This is a genomic window from Paenibacillus sp. (genome assembly GCF_035645195.1).
Lineage (GTDB): Bacteria > Bacillota > Bacilli > Paenibacillales > YIM-B00363 > Paenibacillus_AE.
In genome coordinates this window covers 180580-201702 of sequence record NZ_DASQNA010000022.1, presented here as the reverse complement: position 1 = coordinate 201702, position 21123 = coordinate 180580, and the positions used below count along the sequence as shown (strand labels likewise).

At 64.3% G+C, this 21123-nt stretch carries 16 protein-coding genes; 2 read left to right on the top strand and 14 right to left on the bottom strand.

Annotated elements, in window-relative coordinates:
* Positions 1–38: 38 nt before the first annotated feature.
* The 8 genes from VE009_RS12365 to VE009_RS12330 all read right to left on the bottom strand — a co-directional run bounded on the left by VE009_RS12365 (position 39) and on the right by VE009_RS12330 (position 11685).
* Entirely contained in the window at positions 39–3377 is a 3339-nt protein-coding gene (locus VE009_RS12365) for a glycoside hydrolase family 44 protein (protein ID WP_325007971.1), read from the bottom strand.
* 7 nt (positions 3378–3384) lie between these two features.
* Complete coding sequence (locus tag VE009_RS12360) at positions 3385–5058, bottom strand: hypothetical protein (RefSeq protein WP_325007969.1); 1674 nt, start codon at positions 5056–5058, stop codon at positions 3385–3387.
* Positions 5059–5238: 180 nt separating this feature from the next.
* Entirely contained in the window at positions 5239–6021 is a 783-nt protein-coding gene (locus VE009_RS12355) for a response regulator transcription factor (protein ID WP_325007968.1), read from the bottom strand.
* Complete coding sequence (locus VE009_RS12350) at positions 5990–7753, bottom strand: sensor histidine kinase (protein ID WP_325007966.1); 1764 nt, start codon at positions 7751–7753, stop codon at positions 5990–5992. The genes VE009_RS12355 and VE009_RS12350 overlap by 32 nt, the downstream gene beginning before the upstream one ends.
* Positions 7754–7885: 132 nt before the next feature.
* The gene (sdaAA, locus tag VE009_RS12345) at positions 7886–8767 is read right to left on the bottom strand and encodes an L-serine ammonia-lyase, iron-sulfur-dependent, subunit alpha (protein ID WP_325007964.1); all 882 of its coding nucleotides are present in this window, start codon (positions 8765–8767) and stop codon (positions 7886–7888) included.
* Positions 8764–9444, bottom strand: a complete 681-nt coding sequence (gene sdaAB / locus VE009_RS12340) for an L-serine ammonia-lyase, iron-sulfur-dependent subunit beta (protein ID WP_325007962.1) — start codon at positions 9442–9444, stop codon at positions 8764–8766. The genes sdaAA and sdaAB overlap by 4 nt, the downstream gene beginning before the upstream one ends.
* 157 nt (positions 9445–9601) lie before the next feature.
* On the bottom strand, positions 9602–10669 hold the full coding sequence (locus tag VE009_RS12335; protein ID WP_325007960.1) for a dihydrodipicolinate synthase family protein: 1068 nt from the start codon (positions 10667–10669) through the stop codon (positions 9602–9604).
* Positions 10669–11685, bottom strand: a complete 1017-nt coding sequence (locus VE009_RS12330) for an NAD(P)-dependent oxidoreductase (RefSeq protein WP_325008036.1) — start codon at positions 11683–11685, stop codon at positions 10669–10671. Before VE009_RS12330 ends, VE009_RS12335 begins: the two co-directional genes overlap by 1 nt.
* Before the next feature lie 177 nt (positions 11686–11862).
* Between VE009_RS12330 and VE009_RS12325 the strand changes: the two genes are divergently transcribed.
* On the top strand, positions 11863–13539 hold the full coding sequence (locus VE009_RS12325; protein ID WP_325007958.1) for a diguanylate cyclase domain-containing protein: 1677 nt from the start codon (positions 11863–11865) through the stop codon (positions 13537–13539).
* 34 nt (positions 13540–13573) lie between these two features.
* On the opposite strand, the gene VE009_RS12320 is transcribed toward VE009_RS12325, so the two are convergent.
* Complete coding sequence (locus tag VE009_RS12320) at positions 13574–14935, bottom strand: hypothetical protein (RefSeq protein ID WP_325007956.1); 1362 nt, start codon at positions 14933–14935, stop codon at positions 13574–13576.
* Positions 14936–15345: 410 nt separating this feature from the next.
* Between VE009_RS12320 and VE009_RS12315 the strand changes: the two genes are divergently transcribed.
* Entirely contained in the window at positions 15346–15507 is a 162-nt protein-coding gene (locus tag VE009_RS12315) for a hypothetical protein (RefSeq protein ID WP_325007954.1), read from the top strand.
* A 106-nt stretch (positions 15508–15613) separates the two neighbouring features.
* On the opposite strand, the gene VE009_RS12310 is transcribed toward VE009_RS12315, so the two are convergent.
* The 5 genes from VE009_RS12310 to VE009_RS12290 all read right to left on the bottom strand — a co-directional run bounded on the left by VE009_RS12310 (position 15614) and on the right by VE009_RS12290 (position 21102).
* Positions 15614–16324 carry a 2-phosphosulfolactate phosphatase gene (locus VE009_RS12310; protein ID WP_325007952.1) on the bottom strand — a complete coding sequence of 237 codons (711 nt, stop codon included), beginning with the start codon at positions 16322–16324 and terminating at the stop codon, positions 15614–15616.
* 68 nt (positions 16325–16392) lie between these two features.
* Complete coding sequence (locus VE009_RS12305) at positions 16393–17583, bottom strand: anhydro-N-acetylmuramic acid kinase (protein ID WP_325007950.1); 1191 nt, start codon at positions 17581–17583, stop codon at positions 16393–16395.
* Positions 17580–19229 carry a beta-N-acetylhexosaminidase gene (gene nagZ / locus VE009_RS12300; protein ID WP_325007948.1) on the bottom strand — a complete coding sequence of 550 codons (1650 nt, stop codon included), beginning with the start codon at positions 19227–19229 and terminating at the stop codon, positions 17580–17582. The genes VE009_RS12305 and nagZ overlap by 4 nt, the downstream gene beginning before the upstream one ends.
* Before the next feature lie 35 nt (positions 19230–19264).
* Complete coding sequence (locus VE009_RS12295) at positions 19265–20428, bottom strand: DUF1343 domain-containing protein (RefSeq protein WP_325007946.1); 1164 nt, start codon at positions 20426–20428, stop codon at positions 19265–19267.
* Positions 20413–21102, bottom strand: a complete 690-nt coding sequence (locus VE009_RS12290; protein WP_325007944.1) for a hypothetical protein — start codon at positions 21100–21102, stop codon at positions 20413–20415. The genes VE009_RS12295 and VE009_RS12290 overlap by 16 nt, the downstream gene beginning before the upstream one ends.
* Between the last annotated feature and the right edge of the window lie 21 nt (positions 21103–21123).

Here is a 21123-nt window from a genome sequence, read left to right as displayed (position 1 = left end):
GACATCCTTTCCCTTCATGCCCGCGCGGAATCGCTCCGTCACGGCCTCGCGACGATCAGCGTCGCGGACCGCGCCGGCAGCTCGAGGACGACGTCGTCCTGCATCGGGATCGTCTCGAGGAAGCCGAGCCGGTTCGCCGCATCGAAGCGGTACACGTCGCCCGCCGCAAGGCTTTGCCCGTCGACGGATACCGTCGTTCGCTTCGCGGTCGTATCTTTGTTGAACAGCAAAATGTAAAGCGTGCCGTCGTCGCCGTGAATCGCGTACGAGCCGACATGGTCGACGTTCGAGCTGACCGCGCGGACGCTGTCCCCCTCGATGCGGCTGCCTTGACCGTCATAGTTCAAATACAGCTTGAACGCGTCCTCGACCGGCGTATTCGCGAGCGGCTGTCCCCAGCGGGTCGCAAGATCTACGCCTTCGCGGCCGAAAATCGCCAGCGCCTCGGCCTGCGCCAGCCCGCTGCTGATGCCTCGGCCGTTGCCGAAGTTGTATTCGGAGATGGCGAGCTTCGTGCCCGGCGCCGTCCGTTCGATCATCTCTTTCATGCGCGGGATGAGGTTGACCGGCTCCCAAATCCACGACGAGCTGTCGCGGAACGTCGGATCGTACAGCGACTTGAGCGACTTCAGGCGCCGGGCGGACACCGCCCGCGATTCGTCCTCCGAAATCGCCACGCCCGCCTCCATCGGGTAGTAATGGATATCGAGGTAGTCGATTAAGCGAATCCCGGTTTCCTCTTCGTACGCCCGCACCTGTTCCAAGTACCATTCCAAGAACGGCTTGTCGCCATGGTTTTTGTAATCGTCGCCCGGCGAGCAGCCGTCCGCGGCCGAATACATATACGCGCACCAGCCCCACACGACCGGCCCGAAAATGTTCGCATCCGGATCGACTTCCTTGATCGCCTTCCCGTACGCCTCCGTATATCCCCAAATTTCATCGTACGTCGTCATTTCCGGATGAACGTCCCGGTGCGTATACGGCCACAGCATCGGCTCGTTGTCGAGCGCATAGTTGTTCACTTGGTCGCCGACGCGGCTTTGAATGTGTCGAATCCACCGCTGCACGAACTCGGGGCCGATCTCCTTGGACGTGTCATGCGGGTCGTTGCCCGTAATGAGCGTCCCGTCGGGACGGATGCCGTTGCCTGCGTCCGGGTTGCACCACCAGCCGCCGTACGAGCATTCCGTCTGCTGCTGCGGCCCGTACTTCTCGACGGAGAAGCCGACGTTCACCGCGCGATCCTTCGGCGTCCAGCCGATCGTCGGCACCTGGAGCAGCACCTTCGAGCCGTTCGCGAGCGTCTTATCGATCCATTGATCGGAGCGCGAGCCGTGCGGCAGCGTCTCGTTCGGCGCGTTCGTTTTCGGCAAATTCATGAAAAACCAGTCGGACGCGTGGTTCTGCACGTTCAGTTCCCAATTGTACCGCGTGACCGAATTGCCGCCCCACCGCATCACCGGATATTCCGTCATCGGCGAGACGTCGTCCGGCTCGATCTCCTCGTAATTCACGCCGTAAATGTCCGGATCGATGTCCCGGCGGTCGAGGCGCGTGTCGATCGCGACATTCGCTTCGCCGACCGGAGGCGTCGGGCTTTCGACGCGGTCCTTGTATCGGAGCAGCTTGACGTCGTCGATGTAGACCGGCTGCTGCACGCTTTCGTCCCACGCTTGGAACACGATGGCGTTAAAATAGCCGCTCGCGATGCCCATGTCCTGGAAGCGTACGGTCACCTTCTGCCATTCGTTCGCGAGGATCCCCTTCGGCAGCACGTCGTCGAGCACGACGGAGCCGAGAATCGTGTTCAGCTCCTGCACGACGAACCGGATGCTCTGCCCGCCGGCGGCGCCGCCGTGAATCCAAAATTCGAAGCCGTAATAATCCTCTACGGCGAGGCTTTCTTCCCGATTAAAATAAACGCCCTGCCACCATCGCGGCAGCATCTCGATCGCGCTCGCGCCCGAGCGGACGTACGCCGTAGACGACAGATCCCGCTTCGCCCAGCTCCAATCGTCGAACTCCGAAGCCAATGCGTCGTCGTAAATCGGTTCGGCGACCGCCTCGATCACCTTCACCTGCAGCGTCGTCGATACGTTCTCGTACGTCGCGGTCACGACCGTGTCCCCTTGGGCCAGCGCTTCGAGGCGGCCGTTCTCCGCGCGGACGACGTCCGGCGCGGCGGAATGCCAGTAGACGTTCTCCGTCACCGTCTCGACGAAGCCGTTGTCGTAATTCGCCCGCAGCACGGGCGTCTCCGCGTTCCCCGCGTACATGAGCAGCGACGGGGAGGCGAACGCGATCGACGACAGCGCGGGCTGCTGATACGTTTGCTTCACGAACGCGATGTCGTCCACGTACAGCGCAGGCTGCGAGTCGCCTCCGCGCCCGACGAACATGATGCCGTCCATGATCTGATTCGGCAGCGGGAGCGATCCGATTGGAATCGTCACCTTCTCCCATTCGCCCGGTTTGATCGAGCCGCCGCTTACATAATCGTTGAGATCGAGCGTCACCTGATCGACGCCGCCCATGCGCAGCTTGAGATCGACCTGCTGCCCGCCGGCGTCGCCGCCGTGTATCCAAAACTCCAGCGTGACGTATTCGTTCGTTTTCACGACCCGGTCTTTGTAGATGTACAAAAATTTCCCCGGCGCAGGCACCGTCCGGATGGCGGTCGGCGCAGACCGGACCGGCTCGGAAGCGTCCCACGCATGATCGCCGTAGACGAAGCCTTGGAAGCCCGGGCGAAGCGCGTTATCGTACGCGACGATTTGTTCGTACACCGGCTTCGGCGGCCGGTTCGGCGCCGGCTCGGTATCCATCGCGAGGCGCATATCGTCTATGAAGACGTCCCCTTGGATCGAATGTCTTTTGTCTTGAAGGAGAATGCCGTCGAACAGCCCGTTCGGCATCCGAAGCGGCGGCAAATTGATGCGCACCTGCTGCCAAACGCCCGCCCGGAGCCCTCCCTCCTCGAGGTAGTCGTTCAAATCGACCTTCGCGACGGGCTTGCCGCCCGCCTGGAACACGACGTTCAGCAGCTGCCCGCCCGACGTGCCGCCGTGGATCCAAAACTCCAGCGTGTTGTAATCGTTCGTCAAAAATTGCCGTTTGCTATACAAATATAATGCTTTGCCCATGCTCGGGCTCAGCCGGATCGAGCGTTCCCCGGAGCGGACCGTTCCGGTTTCCTCCAGCGATCGCTCGGCCCAGCTGTGATCGACGATGTTCGCGCCTAATGCGTCGCCGTAAATGACAGATTCGGAGACGACTTCCGCCTGCGCGCTCGAACCGAACCACGATGCGGCCGTTCCGGCCAGCAGCAGCGCGGCGAGCAACATCGAAATCCGCATTCTCCATAACGTTGCCAACCTTGAATCACTCCCCGTTTTCCTCGTCCCATGCATTGATTTCGGCGGTAATGTCGGCGCCGCCGTATGCGTGCCAATCGCGCACGAACCGCTCGAACGCCTCCGGGCCTTCTTTCCCGTAGACGATTTTCAAGAACACTTCCTTCTCCAGCTGCTGCAAAGCGGGCCATTTCGCCTGCATGGACGCGCTCGGCGCCCCGACGAATTCGTCCTTCTGGGCGTGCGCGAGCTGCGCATCCCCGACGATCCGGCCTTCCAAATACAATCGCGCGTTAGTCGCGTTCAGCTTCTTTTCGTACACGGTTTCGATCTTCCCCCGGTACACCCGAGATTCCAAGCTTTCTTCCAGCACTCCAGGGGGGACGCCGCCCGGCGCCACCATGAGGAAGGAAGAGATCGCCGTCGTCGCGCCCGGGAAATCGTATATGGCTTCGCCGTCCCGTATCAGGTAGTCGTAATTTTCGCCGAAGCCGTGCCGGAAGACGGACTCCGGGTCCTCGACGAACGCCCCGTACACTTCGTCCATGTATCGGAAGACGGCTTCCATATGCTCGAAATCTTTGCGGAACACGTAGCTCCCGTACGAAATTTTAGAGCCCCGGCGTCCGACTTTGCCGTCCTCGCCCGACGGGAACGGCAGCGGCCGAAATACGGGCTGCTTGCCGTCGCGGTCGGGCCCGGTTTCGGCCAAAGGCCAGCCGCCCATCCAGCCGGGCGCGGAAACGACGCCGGCTTCCCCGGACGCGAACATCGTCGCCGCGGTCCATTCGTCGTGCGTCGCGAAATTCGGATGCAGCCAGCCTTTCGCATACCAACCGCGCAGCGTCGTCAGGCTCCGCACGATTTCGGGCTGCACGGAGCCGTAGGCGAGCGTCCCGTCGGGCATCCGGTTCCATTGATACGGCTGGTTGCCGTTCGCGCCGAACAAGAAGCTGGCGTCGCCGAGCCAAGCGTTCAACGAATGCTTCCCCGCGAGCGCGAGACCGAACGTGTCCGCCTCGCCGTCTCCGTCCGGATCGCCGCTCGTGAACGCCTCGAGCACCTCCTCCAGCTCGGCGATCGTCGTCGGCGCCGCCAGCCCCAGCGCATCCAGCCAATCCTCGCGTACCCACAGGATCGGGTCGCCGATTTTGCCGTCCGATATTTGCGGCAGCCCCCAAGCCGTCCCTTCCCATCGGACGGTTTTCCAGACATCCGGATTTTTGGCGTACGCCTCCTTCAGCCGAGGGGACGCGTACCGCTCGAACGCCTCCTCCACCTCCATGAACCGCCCGGAAGCGGCGATGTCGTCCAGCAGCTCCGGCAAAATCGAATCGTTGAGGTAGATCGCGTCAGGCAGCTCTTCGCCGCCCGCGATCGCCATCTTCACTTTGTTTTTCAGCGCCGCTTCGTCCGGCAGCACCCACTTGTATGTCTGGACGACGCCGAGCGAGTCGCGCGCCCACCGGGTGATCGGATTGTCTTCGATCGTGTCCGGCGCTTTCAGCTTCTTCAAGTCGCTGTCGTTCAGCACGAGCGCCGTCGAGATCGATACCGGCGGATCGTAGCGCTCCGATTCCGCGGCAATCGCGGCCGGCTCCTCCCGAAGCGGCGCTTCGCCGGACGACATGCATCCGGCGGCCGCCAGCGCGGCGGTCAGCGTCCATCCAAGCAACAGTTCTCTACGCATCCATCGTTTCATCCCGCATCACCTTTCCGCCTTCCGCGCGTTCGTTACAACCCTCCCGCCTTTTGAGAGTCACTACTCTACTATTTAACGGGGTGGCGGGCTCCGAACGTAATGTCGGCTTTTCAAGATTCGTGTCGGTTTCTTAACCGTTTGATCGACTGCCAACAAAAAATGGATTCCTGCCGGAATCCATTAACGATGCAGCGACTGATACGCTTTCGGGGTCATGCCGACTATTTTTTTAAATTCCGTGATGAAATGCTGCGTGCTTCGGTACCCGACCGCTTCGCTGATTTCATAAATTTTCATCGGAGAGCGAAGGAGCAGCTCCTTCGCCTTGTCGATGCGCGCGTTTAGAATATAGTCGCTCAGCTTTGTTCCGGTCGTTTCCTTGTACAGCTTGGATAAATACACGGGATGCAGGTGGACGCGTTCCGCGATCGCCGTCAGCGTAACGTCGGCGCCGAGCCGCTCCCGCACGAATTCGTGCACCGCCTCCACCGTCTTGCGCCGGTAATCCTTGGCTTCCGCCGGCTCGGCGGGGAGCTCCGCCGGGGGTTCCGGCGCAGCGGGCTCGGCCGCGGCGGCTTCGGCTGCGGGGGCTCGCGAGCTCGCCGTCAGCAGGCGGACCGTCTCCACCAGCTCGTTCGTGCGCACCGGCTTCATCAGATACCGGAACGTCTGCAGCTCGATCGCCCTCCGGGCGTATTCGAATTCCGCGTGCCCGGTCAGCAGAATGCAGTGCAGCTCCGGCCGGTCGGCGCGCGCCCGCTCGATCAGCTCAAGACCGGACATGCCCGGCATGCGAATGTCGGTGACGAGGATGCCGATGTTCTTCGACCTTAGCGTTTCGAGCGCCTCTCCCCCGGAGTAAGCGCCGTGCACGCCGGTGACGCCCGCTTCCTCCCACGGAACGCAGGAGAGCAGGCTCTCCACCAAATGCTTATGATCGTCTACGATGAGTACCGCTACCATGTTCCCCCTCTTCCCCCTCCGCCGCCAGCGGCCAACTGATCCATACTTCGACGCCTCCCATGGCGGAACGGCACACGGCGAGCCCCGCTTCCGGGCCGTACCGGTGCACCAGCCGTTGATGCACGTTCCACAGCCCGAAACTGTCGCCGGACGACGCCGGCCTCCGGATCGTTTCGTTCAGCCTCTCCAGCTCGTCCTCCGTCATGCCGACGCCGTCGTCCGCGATGCGAAACCTTACGATCCCCGCTTCCGCCCGGCCTTCGATGACGATCGCGCCGGGACCCATTTTCGGCTCGAGCCCGTGCGCGATGGCGTTCTCGGCGATCGGCTGGAACAGAAGGCGCGGGATGACGAGCGGCTCCAGCGCCTCGGGAATGTCGATGCGGACGTCGATTTTGTTCAGCTGCATATCCATGATTTCAATATAAGACTTTACGAAGGCGATCTCTTCGCGCACGGTCGTGACCATCCTGTCGCTGCGCGTCGTATACCGATAATAATCGGCTAAACTGTACGCCATCGTTATGACCGGATCGACCCGCTTCATTTGGGCCATGCTCACGATGTACGCCAAGCTGTTATATAGAAAATGCGGGTTGATTTGCGACTGCAGCTGCTTCATGACCGCTTCCTTCGCCCGCAGCTCCTCGCTGTACACTTTCTCGATCAAATGCTGCATTTTCGCCGCCATTCGGTTGAACTGCCGAATAAGCCGCGCGAAATCGCCGTGCTTCGCGTCCGATACGCGCACCGAAAGCTCCCCGCGCTCGAGCCGCTCGGCCCCGTCGCGCAGCATCCGAATCGGCACCTGCACCTGCGAGTAAATCAAATACGCGGCCCCCGCCCCCATCAGCACGAGCAGTCCGGCCGTCGCGAAGAACAAATTTCGGCTGTACGTGACGGGCGTCAATATTTCGTCCAGCGGGATGTAGTCGACCAGCGTCCAGCGCAGTTCGTCCGAGGTCAGGCCGTACACGAGGTACCGCTCGCCTTTCAGCGCGACGACATGCCCGCCCTCGCTCCAATCGGCCCAGCCGAGCATGCCGGTTTGGATCAACTCCCGGATCAGCTCCCGGTCCGCGCTCGTATTCAGGACGTATTCATGCTTCGATTTGTAGAGGAACGGGTCGTTGTTTCCTTTCGTTTTGAAGCTGTCGAGCAGCGACACGATATTGTCCGCCATCAGATCGACCTCGACGATCATCGTCGCTTTGGTCAGGTCGGCGGTCGCGGAAGGCGGCTCGATGAAAAAGCGGGAGAACGCCCGCTTCCCGAGTCCGTCCACGTGAACGGTCCGGAACGCCCAGCGGGGGGCCGCGTTCAATCGCAAGTACATTTCGTCGTAAGGAATCAAAGAATAAGATGACACCGCGGATGCCGAGGAAGGGAAGTAGATGTTGATCCGGTTCATCCACGCCGTGGACGTGCTGAACAGCTTCAGTTTGTCCTGCAGCGTATCCAGCAGCACCGCATAATCGTAGCCTGTCGTGGGGATGACGTTGCCCGCGAGCTTCGCGAAATCCGGATCCTGCGCGATGACGCTCGAGTATTGGGACACCTGCTCCATCGTGCCTTCGATCTGCTGCATGAAAATCGCCAGCCGGTTCTGATTGGCGATCGTAATTTGTTCTTCGACGATGGCGGTGCTTTGCCGATGCGAGAGGGCATATAAGGCGATCACCGGCGTCATCAAGCTGACGATCAGCAGGATGACCTTCGTAATGAGCTTCACTTCTCGGAACCTCCGTGGGCTTGGCTTCCTACTTCTTTCGACGCGGATCGCCGCCTTCCTCTTCGCGGAAACGGGACGCGCGGCGCAGGAAACAAAAATCGGCCCTCCCCGAAGGCCGGGAAGGGCCGGTCGTTACCGCTTCTTTTTGTATAGATCGCGCATAATTTTGCGGCCGGTCGGCGTTCGGGCGAGCCCGCCCTTCGCCGTCTCCCGGTGCTTCTCCGGCATGCCGGCGCCGACCTCCAGCATCACCTGAATCACTTCGTCCGACGGGATGACGCTGCGGACGCCCGCCAGCGCCATGTCGCTCGCGGCGAGCGCCGTGACGGCGCCGAAGCCGTTGCGGACGATGCACGGCACCTCCACGAGGCCGCCGACCGGATCGCAGATCAGGCCGAGCGAGTTTTTCAGCGCGAGTCCGACGGCGTGGACGGCCTGCGACGGCGTGCCGCCCCGCAGCTCCGTCAGGGCGCCCGCGGCCATGCCGATCGCCGAACCGACCTCGGCCTGGCAGCCGCCTTCGGCGCCGGAGACGAACGAGTTGTTGGCGATGACGTAGCCGATCGCGCCGGCGGCGAACAGCCCGCGCGTCATCGCCTCGTCGGACCAGCCGTGCCGCTCCTGCGCGGCGGCGAACGCGCCGGGGATGATGCCGCACGAGCCGGCCGTCGGCGTGGCGACGATGCGGCCCATCGACGCGTTCACCTCGGAGACCGCGAGCGCGTACGCCATCGCCCGGGCCGCGTCGCCGCCGAGCGCCGCGCCGCCGCGTTCGACGAGCGCGTGCACCCGTTTGGCGTCTCCGCCGGTTAAGCCGCTGCGCGACGTCGTGTCTTCGGTCAAGCCGCGCCGGACCGCCTCTTTCATGACGGCCCAGTAGCCGGCCATCTTCCGAAACTCTTCGTCCCTCGGCCGGCCGGATTCCGCCGCTTGATCCTCCAGCATCGTCTCGGCGATCGTCGCGCCGTTCGCCTCGCTGACGGCCGCCAGCTCCTGCAGCGTCTTGAATCTCATGGCGTCCCCCCGCCTTCCAGATCGATCGCCCGCACGTCTTGTACGTCGCGCAGGCCGCGCAGCTGATCAAGCAGCGGCCCCGGGACGGGCGAGTCGGTCTCGATGACCGTCAGGGCATCCCCGCTGCGGCTTTTGCGGTCGACGTCCGCATAGCCGATGTTGACGCCCTCGCGGCTGAGCGCCGCCGTCACCTCCGCCAGCATGCCGGGGCGGTCCCGGTGGGCGATGAGCAGCGTCGGATACATGGCGGTAAATTTGACGTCGAAGCCGTCCACCGCATGCACCTCAATGTTGCCTCCGCCGATCGAGGCGCCGATCAGCTCGACGGCGCGCGTGTCGCCCGCCAGCTTGATTTTCGCCGTGTTCGGGTGCGCCGTCACCGCCTTGCCCGCGCGGATGGCGACGCGAAGGCCGGCCGCCTCCGCATGCTCGAACGACCGGGCGATACGTTCGTCGTCCGTCGCCCAATCGAGTAGCCCGCCGACGACGGCCAAGTCGGTGCCGTGGCCCCGGTACGTATCGGCGAACGAGCCGTAAAACACGATGTCCGCGCGGCGCGGCGGCTCGCCGAGCAGCTGCCGCGCGACGCGCCCGAGCCGGGCCGCCCCCGCCGTATGCGAGCTGGACGGCCCGACCATCGACGGGCCGATGATGGAAAACACATCCTTGAACCGCATGCCCTTCCCCCCTGGCCGGCCCGCCGCAAGCGCGCTTGCCCGCAGCCCAAAGCGCGGCCGCCGCGCGGGTGTTCACCGCGCCCGGTCCGCGCCTCCGCGCCCGGGATCGCCCTCCCGCGCATCCTCGGCACGCTCGCCCGCCGTCAAGCCGTTCCTTTTATTCCTTATACCATTCCATTATATGTTCGCGTACGAAATCGTCGTCATTCAAATGTGGATAATCTCGATAGACGCGGTCGATTTCTTCGGCCTGGCCCGGCGACAGCGTCTCGTGCGGGTTGAGGCACCACGTCCCCTCGAGCAGCCCTTGCCGGCGGAGCACCTCGTGGATGCCGGGGATGCAGCCCGCGAAGCCGTGCGCCGGATCGAAAAACGCCGCGTTCGCGTCCGTCACTTCGACGTTGCGCGTCAGCCACTCCCGGTCGATCAATTGCCCGAGCTCTCTGGCCGCCTTGATTTGCTCGAGCAGCTCGACCGCTTTGCGCGTCCACACCGCCCAATGCCCGAGCAAGCCGCCGACGATCGACTTTTCGACCGTCCGGCCGTCGACGTTGAATCGGTACGTCGTCAGCAGGTCGGCGACGATATTGTCGTCGTTGCCCGTATACAGCGCGATGTCGTCGCGCCGCTCCGACGCGCAGACCGCCCGGACGACGTCGATCGTCTGGTACCGGTTGAACGGCGCCATCTTGATCGCGACGACGCCCGGAATGTCGGCGAACGCCCGCCAGAAGTCGTAGCTGAAAATACGGCCGCCGACCGACGGCTGGAGATAAAAACCGAACACCGGAATCCGTTCGGCGACGGCGCGCGTACGCGCGAGCAGCTCCTCCTCGGTCCGCCCCTGCAGGCCGCCCATGCTGAGCAATCCCGCGTCATAGCCGAGACGAATCGCGGCGTCGGCTTCGGCGAGCGCCTGCTCCGTCGGCCCGCACAGCCCCGCGATCTTGAGGAACGGCCTATCCGGCTTCCCGCGGTCGACTTCCTCCGCGGCGAGCCGGAGGACCGGCTCGTACAGGTTGTGCTCGGGATCGCGGATTTCGAACTGCGTCGAGTGGACGCCGACGGCGACGCCGCCCGCGCCCGAAGCGATATAATACCGCGTCAGCGCGCGCTGCCGCCGCTCGTCGAGCTTCCGATCCGCATTCAGGGCGAGCGGGTGCGCCGGGATGACGAGCCCGTCGTGCAGCGCCTTCGTCTGCGCGGGAGTCAGATCCTTCCGCATCAGTACTTCCCCTCCCGTTCCTGGAAATGAGTCGGTTTGTTCCAGGTCGCTCCGCCGGCTTTCACCCAGTCCGCGATCCAGTCGATCATCTGCAGCGCCGACACCTTCGGGTACCCGAACAGCTGGAACGACTTCGCGGCGTTGTTCAGCAGCGCGTCCGGCGCCTCCTCGCCGACGAACGTCGGCGCCGCGCCGAGCCGGCGCCCGAACTCCTGCGCCGCCCAGCGCAGCGACAGCGTCTCGGGGCCGGTAACGTTCAGCACGTTCGGCGGCGCGCTGCAACGGAGCAGAGAGCGGATCGCGATCTCGTTCGCGTCGCCCTGCCAGATGACGTTCACATGCCCCATCGTCACGTCGATCGGCTTCCCGGCGGCGACCGATTTCGCGAGCTCCAGCAGGACGCCGTAGCGAAGGTCGATCGCGTAGTTCAGCCGATAGATGACCATCGGAATCTCATACTTGTGCGAGAAATATTCGAAGATGCGTTCCCGTCCGAGCGTCGACTGCCCGTACTCGCCCACCGGGTTCGGCTGCACCGCCTCCGTCGCGCCGCCGCTCTTCACCGGCGTGAACGGATACACGTTCCCCGAGGAGAAGACGACGATCCGGGAGCGCCGGAACTTCTCCGCCACGCGCCCCGGCAAGTAGGCGTTCATCGCCCACGTGAACCATTCCCGTCCGGTCGTGCCGAACTTGTTGCCCGCCATGTAGATGACGTTCGGCGTTTCCGGCAGCGCCTGCAGCGCTTCGTCGTTCAGGAGGTCGCAGGGAATTGTCTCCACGCCCGCCGCCTCGAGCTCCTCGCGCACCCCCGCTTCCGAAAATCGCGAGACGCCGATCACCCGATTCTGTACGCCCGCCGCGCGAATCGCGTTCATCGCGAGCCGCGCCAGGCTCGGTCCCATCTTCCCGCCGACGCCGAGCAGCATAATGTCGCCCTCGATGCTTTTCATGTCTTCGATCAATTGCGCCGACGGCTCCGCCAGCTTCGCTTCCAACGCTTCAATTGTATCGATCATCCTTTGTCCCTGCCTTCCCCGCCGTTTGCGGCCGTGTGGTCGTTGTAGCCCCATCATAACGCGGGTTTGAATTTAGAGACAAATCTTTAAATTGTCTTTAAATAGCTCGACTACATCCTTCGCGGCGCCGATACCGGCTGGCGAGTATAGGAACCGTCCGGTTGCCCGAAAGTAATGAATATCGCCGAACGCACCCAATCGAAGACAAGGAAAGGAATCGACGCGATGGATGGAACGCAGCAGTTAACGGGTCATTTTCATATTCCTCTAGTCATTCTATCGCTGATCGTCGGAACGTTTGCCTCTTATGCGGCTCTTTATCTGCTCTCCCGGTACCGGGCGGGGCGAGTACGCAACCGACTCGTGTTTTTGCTCTCGTCCTCTTTCGTCGTCGGAGCCGGCATATGGTCAATGCATTTTATCGGCATGCTCGCTTACCACTTGGATACGACGGTTACATATGATTTGGGGCTGCTCACGTTTTCTTTTCTCTTCGGCGTATTCTGCGCCATGTTGTCGTTTTGGTTCATACACGCGAAACGCCGAAGGAAAGCCGCTCAGTACCTAAGCAGCGGTTGCATGGCCGCAGCGATCACCGGCATGCATTACTTGGCCATGGAAGCCATGGCCGCGGACGCGAGCATGAGCTACGACCCTTTGCTCTTTACCGCTTCCATCGCCGTGGCGATGACCATGTCCTTCATCGTATTCCGAGTTTTGTTTCATTCTGAAAATGATGGAAAACAACGCTATACCGTGTACGCGTCCGTGCTGCTGGGACTTTCGATAACGCTGACGCATTACACAGGCATGAAGGCGATCCGTTGGCACGCCCATCCGCAGCTTGTATCCGGGGACGGCCCTCAGTACGGCATATCGCACGGCATTATTGCATTGATCATCGGCTCGTTCGTCAGCCTGATTTTATTGACGCTCGTGATCGCCGCGATGCAGGACGAACGATATACCCGCAAGCTTCAAGAGAGCGAACAACGGTATCGGCAATTGGTCGAGCTCGCGCCGATCGCGATCGCCATCCATCATATCGGCGTCATTCGATTCGTCAATCCGGCGTGCGTCAGCATCTTAGGCGCAAGGACGGCCGAGGATATCGTGGGCAAAAATATATTGGATTTTGTTCATCCCGACTGCCACAGCTTCGTTAAATCGAGATGGCACTCGATGATGGAAACCGGCGCGCCCGCGCAGTGGATGGAAGAACGGATTCGCCAATTGAGCGGCGAAACCATCGAGGTCGAAATCATGGGTATCCCGATCGTCAGGGACGGAGAGCGGCTGATTCAGATTTTCTTCCGAGACATTACGGATCGGAAAAGGGCAGAGCAATTGATGCATCGTCTCGCCTTTCACGACCCGTTAACGGGTCTGCCGAATAGAAGGTTGTTTATCGCCCGGTTGAGCGAAGCGTTGGCGGAGCCGTCATCCGAAGCCGCCGATGTCGCGGTCATGTTCATCGATCTGGACGGCTTCAAACAAGTGAACGACACGCTCGGCCACGACGCCGGCGACGCCGTCCTGCAAATCGTCGCGCAACGGTTGGAGGATAGCGCGGGGAAGGACGGGATGGCCGCCCGGTTGGCGGGCGACGAGTTCACGTTCATGTTGAAGGAAGCTACGGAGGATACCGTCACCCGCGCCGCTGAAACCATCCTGCATGCGTTGAGCATGCCGATCGACCTGAATGGCGAACTCGTCGCGCTCACGCCCAGTATCGGGATTTCGTTCCGCGCGCACGACTCGGCGGACGCCGAAGCGCGAATCAAACAAGCCGATGCGGCGATGTACCGAGCGAAATCGAAGGGGAAGAACAACTACCAATTTTATAGTTAGGCCGCGCGGTTTTACGCCCTCCGAGCGAAGCGCCTCATTCCTGCTTGGCCCGGTCCGCGAGGAACGCGAGCCGGAACCGCTGCCGCGGCCGGCCGCGGCCTACCTTCTCCATGCCGGTCACCTCGATCAAGCCGGCGTCGATCCACTCGAGCAGCAGCCGATGCGTGCTCCGCACCGTAATGCCGAGCAGCTGCGCCAGCTCCTGCACGTTGAACTCCAGCCGCCCTTGGCGCGCCGCGGCGGCCATCAGCTTCGCCACGTACGGCCGCGTCATGCCGGCCTGCTCCGCCCGCTCGAGCAGGGCGGGATCGGTCAGCGACAAATCGTACTCGACCGGATCGGCCATCTCGAGCGGACCGATCAAGGCCCGGTCCTCGCGGACGATGAAGCAGGCGTTGCCGCCGGCCTGCTTCGCATGGCCGAGCGCCAGGCGCGCGTGCGTGCCGGCTTCGTTCGCGGACTGCCCGAAGCCGATGCCGATGCTGAGCGACAGCCCCAGCGCGCGGTACGCGTCCCGGGCGAGCGGCACGGACTTGTAGCCGAGCGTTTCGCGCTCGAACACGCCCCGTGTCGTGAAGAACAAATACTCGTCCCCTCCGAGATGCGTCAAATAGCCGTTCAGCGACTCGACGTAATCGAGCAGCGTCCGGTGGATGTCCAGCTTCAGCCGCTGCACGTCGTGCTCGGACGACCGCTGGCGGACGAGCTTGCCGAAGTCGTCCACGTTAATGAGTCCGACGACGATTTGCGACTCCTTGCTCCGCCGCGTTTCGGTGGACAGCAGCGCGCGTTCGAGCGCCACCGTAATATCTTGATCGAGCGGCACGACCCACTCGTTCGGCACGCCGAGCGCCGTCAGGCGCTCCGCGACGGCCTTCGAGCCCGTAAGCGCCACCGCCGTCCGTCCCGCCCGGTGCGATTCCGCATGGAACGCCGCCAGCTCCTCCGTCGACGCGTACGCGGAGCCTCGGAACTCCTCGACGAAGACGGCGCCGGACCCGAGCCCCAGCTCCAGCTCGCGGAGCGTCCGTTCGACGACCGTTCTGGACAAGCCGTCCACGGAAAACCCGCCCTCCAATCCGTAATACCGCTGCACCCGCAGCAGCGCGCGGTATACCCCCGCGCCCGTCGGGGGCAAGTAATGGATCGGGACGCTTGAAGACGTGGGCAGCAGCTGCCCCTTGCGCACCGGCTCCAAACCGGCCGCCAAAACGACCTCCACCTCGTCCCGCACCGATGCGATCCGCTCCGCCGCTTCCTCCCGCCGCTCGAAGGCGACCGGCACCGGCCGGAACGACGGAAACGACCGGATCACTCGCATCATCCGTTCCACGATTTCCACAGGGCCGACGAGCGCGATGGCGATCCCTTTCGCGTGTTCCCCTACCTCGGTCATACCGTTGCCTCCCGCACGTCCGTCTTTCCCCCTACTATAATGCGGCGAAGGATGCCTCGTCTACGGCTTCGGTCGGACAACCGCTCAATCCGCGCAAAGCTGTGGATAATCGAAACTGTGGATATGTCCACAACGTCCGGCGCTCGCCAAGGACAGGCATTCGCAGCCGAATTGTGGAATTTGTGACTAACTCTGTGGATAGAATAGACATTACTCTTCGAAACTGCTGATGTGCCGTGCATTCGTGCCGTTCTTTCCTGTTGATGAACAAACCTGTGGATATGTAGACGATTTTTTTACCATTACCCACAACGACTAAAGTCCCGGATGTGAAAATTGTTCATAACCTTGTGGATAAACACCCGACTTGTACACAAATGCGCGCAAACCCCTACCTGGAGGACCGTCTGATGAAAGTGATCCTTACGCTGCAAGAAGCGATGGAAAAAGGGCTGTGGAGCCGCATGAAGCCGTGGTTCGGCCGCGACGACGAGGACGAGCTGTGGCCGAACGAGGAATTCGTGCTGACGGAGGAGCAGGCGAAAGAGCTCGGATTGTTAAAAGGGGATTGACGAACGGATTCACCGATTCACCGATTCACGGATTCCCTATTCACTCCAACGCAAACAGCCCCTGCCGGCTTGGCAAGGGCTCTCCGCGCGCGCATGCGCGCTTCGCTTACTCGAACACCGCGATTTTCTTCAACTGCTTCAAATCGTCCCCGAACGGCTCGACCTTCAGCACGAAGCCGAACCGGTCGAGCGCGAGGCATCGTTCGAAATCGGTTTTCGGCGCGGACGCCTCGGACGCTTCTCCCTGCAGATCCATAAAGCTGCCGGTGCGGCTCTCGTCGCGCAAATACCGCACGATGCGCTCGAAATCGTTCGGCTTGCCTTCCAGCGCGTTCTTCAAATATTCGGCGCACAGCGTATCCTCGTCCGCCGTCTTCGTCCCGCCGAGCCCCATGCACACGAGCGACACGCGCTCGGGATTGCGGCGGCGAATATATTCCGCGATCGCGCCCGCGTTGACGAAGCTGCCGGTAATCACTTCGTCGGCGAGCCCCGCGTTCGCGATGCCCTGCGTGCCCGCGCTCGTCGTATGGACGACGGTGCGGCCGGCGAAGTCGAACCGCTCCGCGTGCGTCGGCGAATTGCCGAGATCGAACCCCGGCTGCACGATGCCGCCGCGCTCCCCCATCAGAATGTATGACGGATGTTCGCGCTTGAGCCGGTAAGCGATCTCGATGTCGCCGACCGGCACGATCGCCGCCGCGCCCCGCTCCGTCACGTAGCAAGCCGTAGAGAACGCCCGGAACACGTCGATGATGACCGCGAGGCCTCGGGCTTGTTTCGCCCCTTCAATGAGCTGCAGGATGTTGATTTCCATCGGCTCTCCCCTTCTCGCATGATGTACCGCTATTATGAACGATACATTTTGTCCCGGTCAATTCGCGCTCACCAAGGCAGCGCCAGCTTGCCCATGACGGTCGGCCGGGCGGCGCCCGTCGCCGACGGCAAATTGTTGGCGACCGCGTGCATGAAGTCGTTGCCGAGGACGGCGAAGATGAGCGCCTCCTTCGCGTCGTCGTTGAAGCCGAGCGCCTGCGAATTCGTGACGCGCTGCGCCGGCAGCAGCTCCGATAGCATGCGCAGCAGCGTCCGGTTGTGCGCCCCGCCGCCCGTCACGATCACTTCGCCGACGGCGCAGCGCGGGAACACGTCGCGGCGGTACGCGTGCGCGATCGAGCGCGCCGTGAACGCCGTCGCCGTGGCGACGATGTCGGCGTCCGCGAGGCCGCGCTCCCGCGCCCGGGCGAGGAACGCCTCGGTATACGCCTTGCCGAACAGCTCGCGGCCGGTCGTTTTCGGCGGCGGCAGCTCGAAGTACGGATGCCGCAGCAGTTCGTCGACGAGCGCGTCGTCGGCGCGGCCCTCGGCCGCCCAAGCGCCGCCGTCGTCATACGTCCGCGCCCCGCCGGTCAGACTCACGACGGTCTGGTCGATGACCATGTTGCCGGGGCCGGTGTCGAACGCGAACACGTCCTCCGGCCGCGCGTTCGCCGGGATGGCGGCGCAGTTGCCGATGCCGCCGACGTTCTGCACGAGCCGGCCCTCCGTCTCGCTGCGGAACAGCAAATAATCGCCGTACGGCGTCAGCGGCGCGCCCTGCCCGCCGACGGCCATGTCCGCCGGGCGGAAATCGCCGACGACGAGCGCGCCGGTCCGCTTCGCGAGCACGGACAGGTCGCCGATCTGCAGCGTCGAGCGCGGGACGAACGGGTCATCCGGCGCCGCCGCCGGGATGTGCCACACCGTCTGCCCGTGCGACGCGACGAGGTCGATGTCCGCCATCGCGAGTCCCGCCTCGGCGACCGCGGCCAGCGCGGCGTCCGCGAACGTCTCGGCGAGGTAAAAATTCATCCCGCACAGCGCAGCGACGTCGGACCGCTCGACGGAGCACAGCTCCTTCAGCCGCTCCCGCAGCGCGGCGTCGTACGGCCGGCTCGAGAAGCCGACGAGCTCCGCCTTCGTGGCGGCGCCGCTGCCCTCGATGCGCACGATCGCCGCGTCGATGCCGTCGAGCGACGTGCCGGACATGAGGCCGACGACGAGGCGGGAGCGCTTCGCAACATATGCTTCGATCATGCGCCGCCCCACCTCCAGCCGGCCGGGTACGCTTCGCTGATCGCCGCCGGCAGCGCGCCGCGGAACGGCGTCAGGCCGAGCAGCGCCTTCGCGGCGCTCGCGAGCGACAGCGGGCGGTTCTCGTACGCCGCGACGAGCGCGTCGGCGTCCGGGAACAGCGCCAGGTCGTACGGGTTGCGCAGCGCGACGACGACGAGCGGAACGGCCGCCGAAGCCGCCGCCTCCCGCAGCCCGCGCACGAGCCGCGCCTGCGCCGGATGGAACGCGGCATTATAGACGCCGACGACGAGCTGCGACCAGCCGCCCTCGCGCGCCGCCGCGACCGCCCGCGCGATGCTCTCGTCGGACGGCGACGTCTCGACGACGACGTCGCGGCAGTCCTCGAGCCCGAGCGCGCGTAGCGCCGAGCCGAGGGTGACGGACGGCTGCACCGACTCGTCGGCGATCGTGAGCGCGCCGCCGGCGACGGTGACGGCGAGCGTCGGCCCGCGCCGAAGCGGCAGCGCCTCGCGCGCGCAGCGCACGAGCGTGACGCTCCGCTCGCTGATGCGGCGCGCGCTGTCCAGGTGCGCCGCGCAGCCGACGTCCGCGAGCGGCGCCGCCGCCGGCGCCCACAGCCCCCGCGCCAGCTTCAGCCGGAGCGAGCGCAGCGCCGACGCCTCGATCGCCTCCGCGCGGAGCCGGCCGCTCGCGACCGCCGCCTCGATCGCCGCAAGCGCCCCGCGCTGCAGCGACTCCGTATGGCTGATCAGCACTTGATCCGCCCCCGCCGCGACGGCGAGCACCGACGCTTCCACGGTGCCGTACGTGTCGGCGATCGCCTTCATTTCCATGCAATCGGTCGTGATGACGCCCTCATAGCCAAGCTCCTCGCGCAGGAGGCCCGTCAGCGCCGCGGGCGACAGCGTCGCCGGCAGGCCGTTCGGCTCGATCGCGGGGAAGTGGATATGCGCGGTCATGATCAAGTCGACGCCTTCCTCGATCGCCCGCCGGAACGGCGCGAGCTCGACGCGCTCGAGCCGCTCCCGGTCGTGGCCGACGACGGGCAAGGCGAGGTGCGAATCGACGCTCGTGTCCCCGTGCCCGGGGAAATGCTTCGCCGTCGCCGCGACGCCCGCGTCCGCGTACCCGCGGATCGCCTGGACGCCGAACGCCGCGACGCGCTCCGGATCTTCGCCGTACGAGCGCACGCCGATGACCGGATTCGCCGCGTTGTTGTTCACATCGAGCACCGGCGCGTAGTTCATGTTGATGCCGAGCGCGCGCAGCTCCTTCCCGGAGACGTACGCCGCCTCGTACGCGCACGACGGATCGCCCGTCGCGCCGAGCGCCATTCCTCCGGGCATGAGGGCGACGCCTTCCGTCAACCGCGCCACCATGCCCCCTTCTTGATCGATCGAGATCCACAGCGGCGGCAAGCCCGCTTCTTCGGCGATGCGCTGCAGCGACGCCGTCAGCCGCGCCACCTGTGCAGGCGACTCGACGTTGCGCGCGAACAAAATGACGCCGCCGACCCGCGCCTCGGCGATGAGCGAGCGCAGCTCGTCGGTCACGTCCGTCCCGTGGAAGCCGACGAGCAGCAGCTGCCCGATCTTATCCCGCAGCGTCATGCCCGACAGCAGCGTCTCCGCGTTGACTCGTTTCATATCCCCCAACTCCTCTAACGCCCGAATCCGATCCCTCAATACAATAAAAACGGCTTCCGCCGCTCCGTCCATATGTCCGCGTCCCGCGCCCACGCTTCCAGCACGCGATGCAGCCCTGCTTCCTCCGCGACGGACAGCCGAACGTCCTCCCCGCCCGCGAGCAGGTCGATGAACGGCCGCATCCCGTCCCGGAACGGCGGCAGCCACGCGAACGCGTCCGGATGAAGCCGCGCGACCGTGTGGAGAAGCGTCAATCCGGTGCGCACCGCCTCGTACGCCGCCGGCTCCGTCACGAACAGCCGAACGCCCCCGCACAGCTCGCCCGCATGCTTCGAGAACGTCGGCGTCGCATAGACCGGGTGGAACCGGACGCCCGGCAGCCGCAGCGCGTTCATCGCGTCAGCGACCTTCCGTCCGTCGAACCACGGCGCGCCGATCCATTCGAACGGACGCGTCGTTCCGCGCCCCTCCGAGACGTTCGTGCCCTCGAAAAAACAAGTGCCCGCGTACGCGCGGGCCGTTTCGATCGTCGGAATATTCGGGGAAGGCAGCATCCACGGGAGTCCCGTCTCCGGAAACTCCATCGCGCGCGGCCAGCCCTCCATCGGCACGACGCGGACGTCGCAGCCGATCCCGAGCGCGTCGTTCGCCATCAGCGCCGTCTCCCCGATCGTCATGCCCGTCTTCACCGGCATCGGCCACGCGCCGACCATCGATTCGAACCCGGGCCGAAGCAGCCCGCCCTCGACCCGCAGCCCGCCGAGCGGGTTCGGCCGGTCGAGCACGAACAGCGGAACGCCATGCTCCGCGCACGCTCTCATGACGTACACCAAGGTAGAGCCGTACGTATAAAACCGCAGTCCCAAATCTTGCATGTCGAACAGCACCGCATCGACGTCCGCGAGCGTCGCGGCGTCCGGCGCTTTGCGCGGCCCGTACAAGCTGTAAACCGGAATGCCCAGCGCCGGATGTACGCCGTCCTCGAACCGAACGCCCGCCTGCCGTTCGCCGTTGAGGCCATGCTCGCACGCGAACAGCGCGGTCAGCCGGACGCCCGGCAGCTCGCGGCAGACGTCGACCGCCGTGCGGAGCTCGGCTGTTACGCCCGTCGGGTTCGTAATGAGCCCCACGCGCTTCCCGGCCAACCGACGATCCCCGTCCCGCGCCAGCCGCGCAAGACCCGTTACGACCCTAGGCATGTCGTCTCCTCCTGCGCCGCGCCTTCGTCCTCCGGCTCCAGCACGTTCGCCGCCGCTTTCTGCAGGAACAAGCCGATCGTCCCCGCCCACAACACGCCGAAGCCGACGAGCGTCGCCAGCAGCGCGATCGTCACGACGACGAACTGCAGGAACGCGCCGACCGTATACCCCGGATGCCGGAAAAACAGCTTCGCGCTCTCGCCCATCGCCCGGAACACCCCGCAGCGGCCGCTAATGACTAACGGCAGCGTGTAAAACTGGCTGACGAGCGCCATCGCGACGAAATACGTCTGAAACACGGCGAGCGTCAGCGGCAGCACGCCGTCCTGTCCGCCGTAATACCACCACGACGAGACGAGAATGCCGGCGAGCGCCGCCAGCAGCAGCCCGAACACGGCCGCGGGCCCGAAGCCGCGCGCCGCCTCGGCGAGCACCGTCCTCACGCCCCACGGCTTCCCTTCCGCCCGGCGGTGGAACGCGGCGATGACGCCGTACACGAGCGGCGCGTACAGCGCCGGCAGCAGCGCCAGCGCGATCGTCGTCGGTACGAAGAATAAGAGCGGCAGCAGCACCGCCGAGCTGAGCAGGCTGTAGCCCGCCACCCGGACGATCTCGTGGTACAAATCCCGGCCGGTCCGCACCAACACCTCGCCGAGCCCTCCCCGTTTGCTCATGTCCATCCTCCTCCTAAAGCC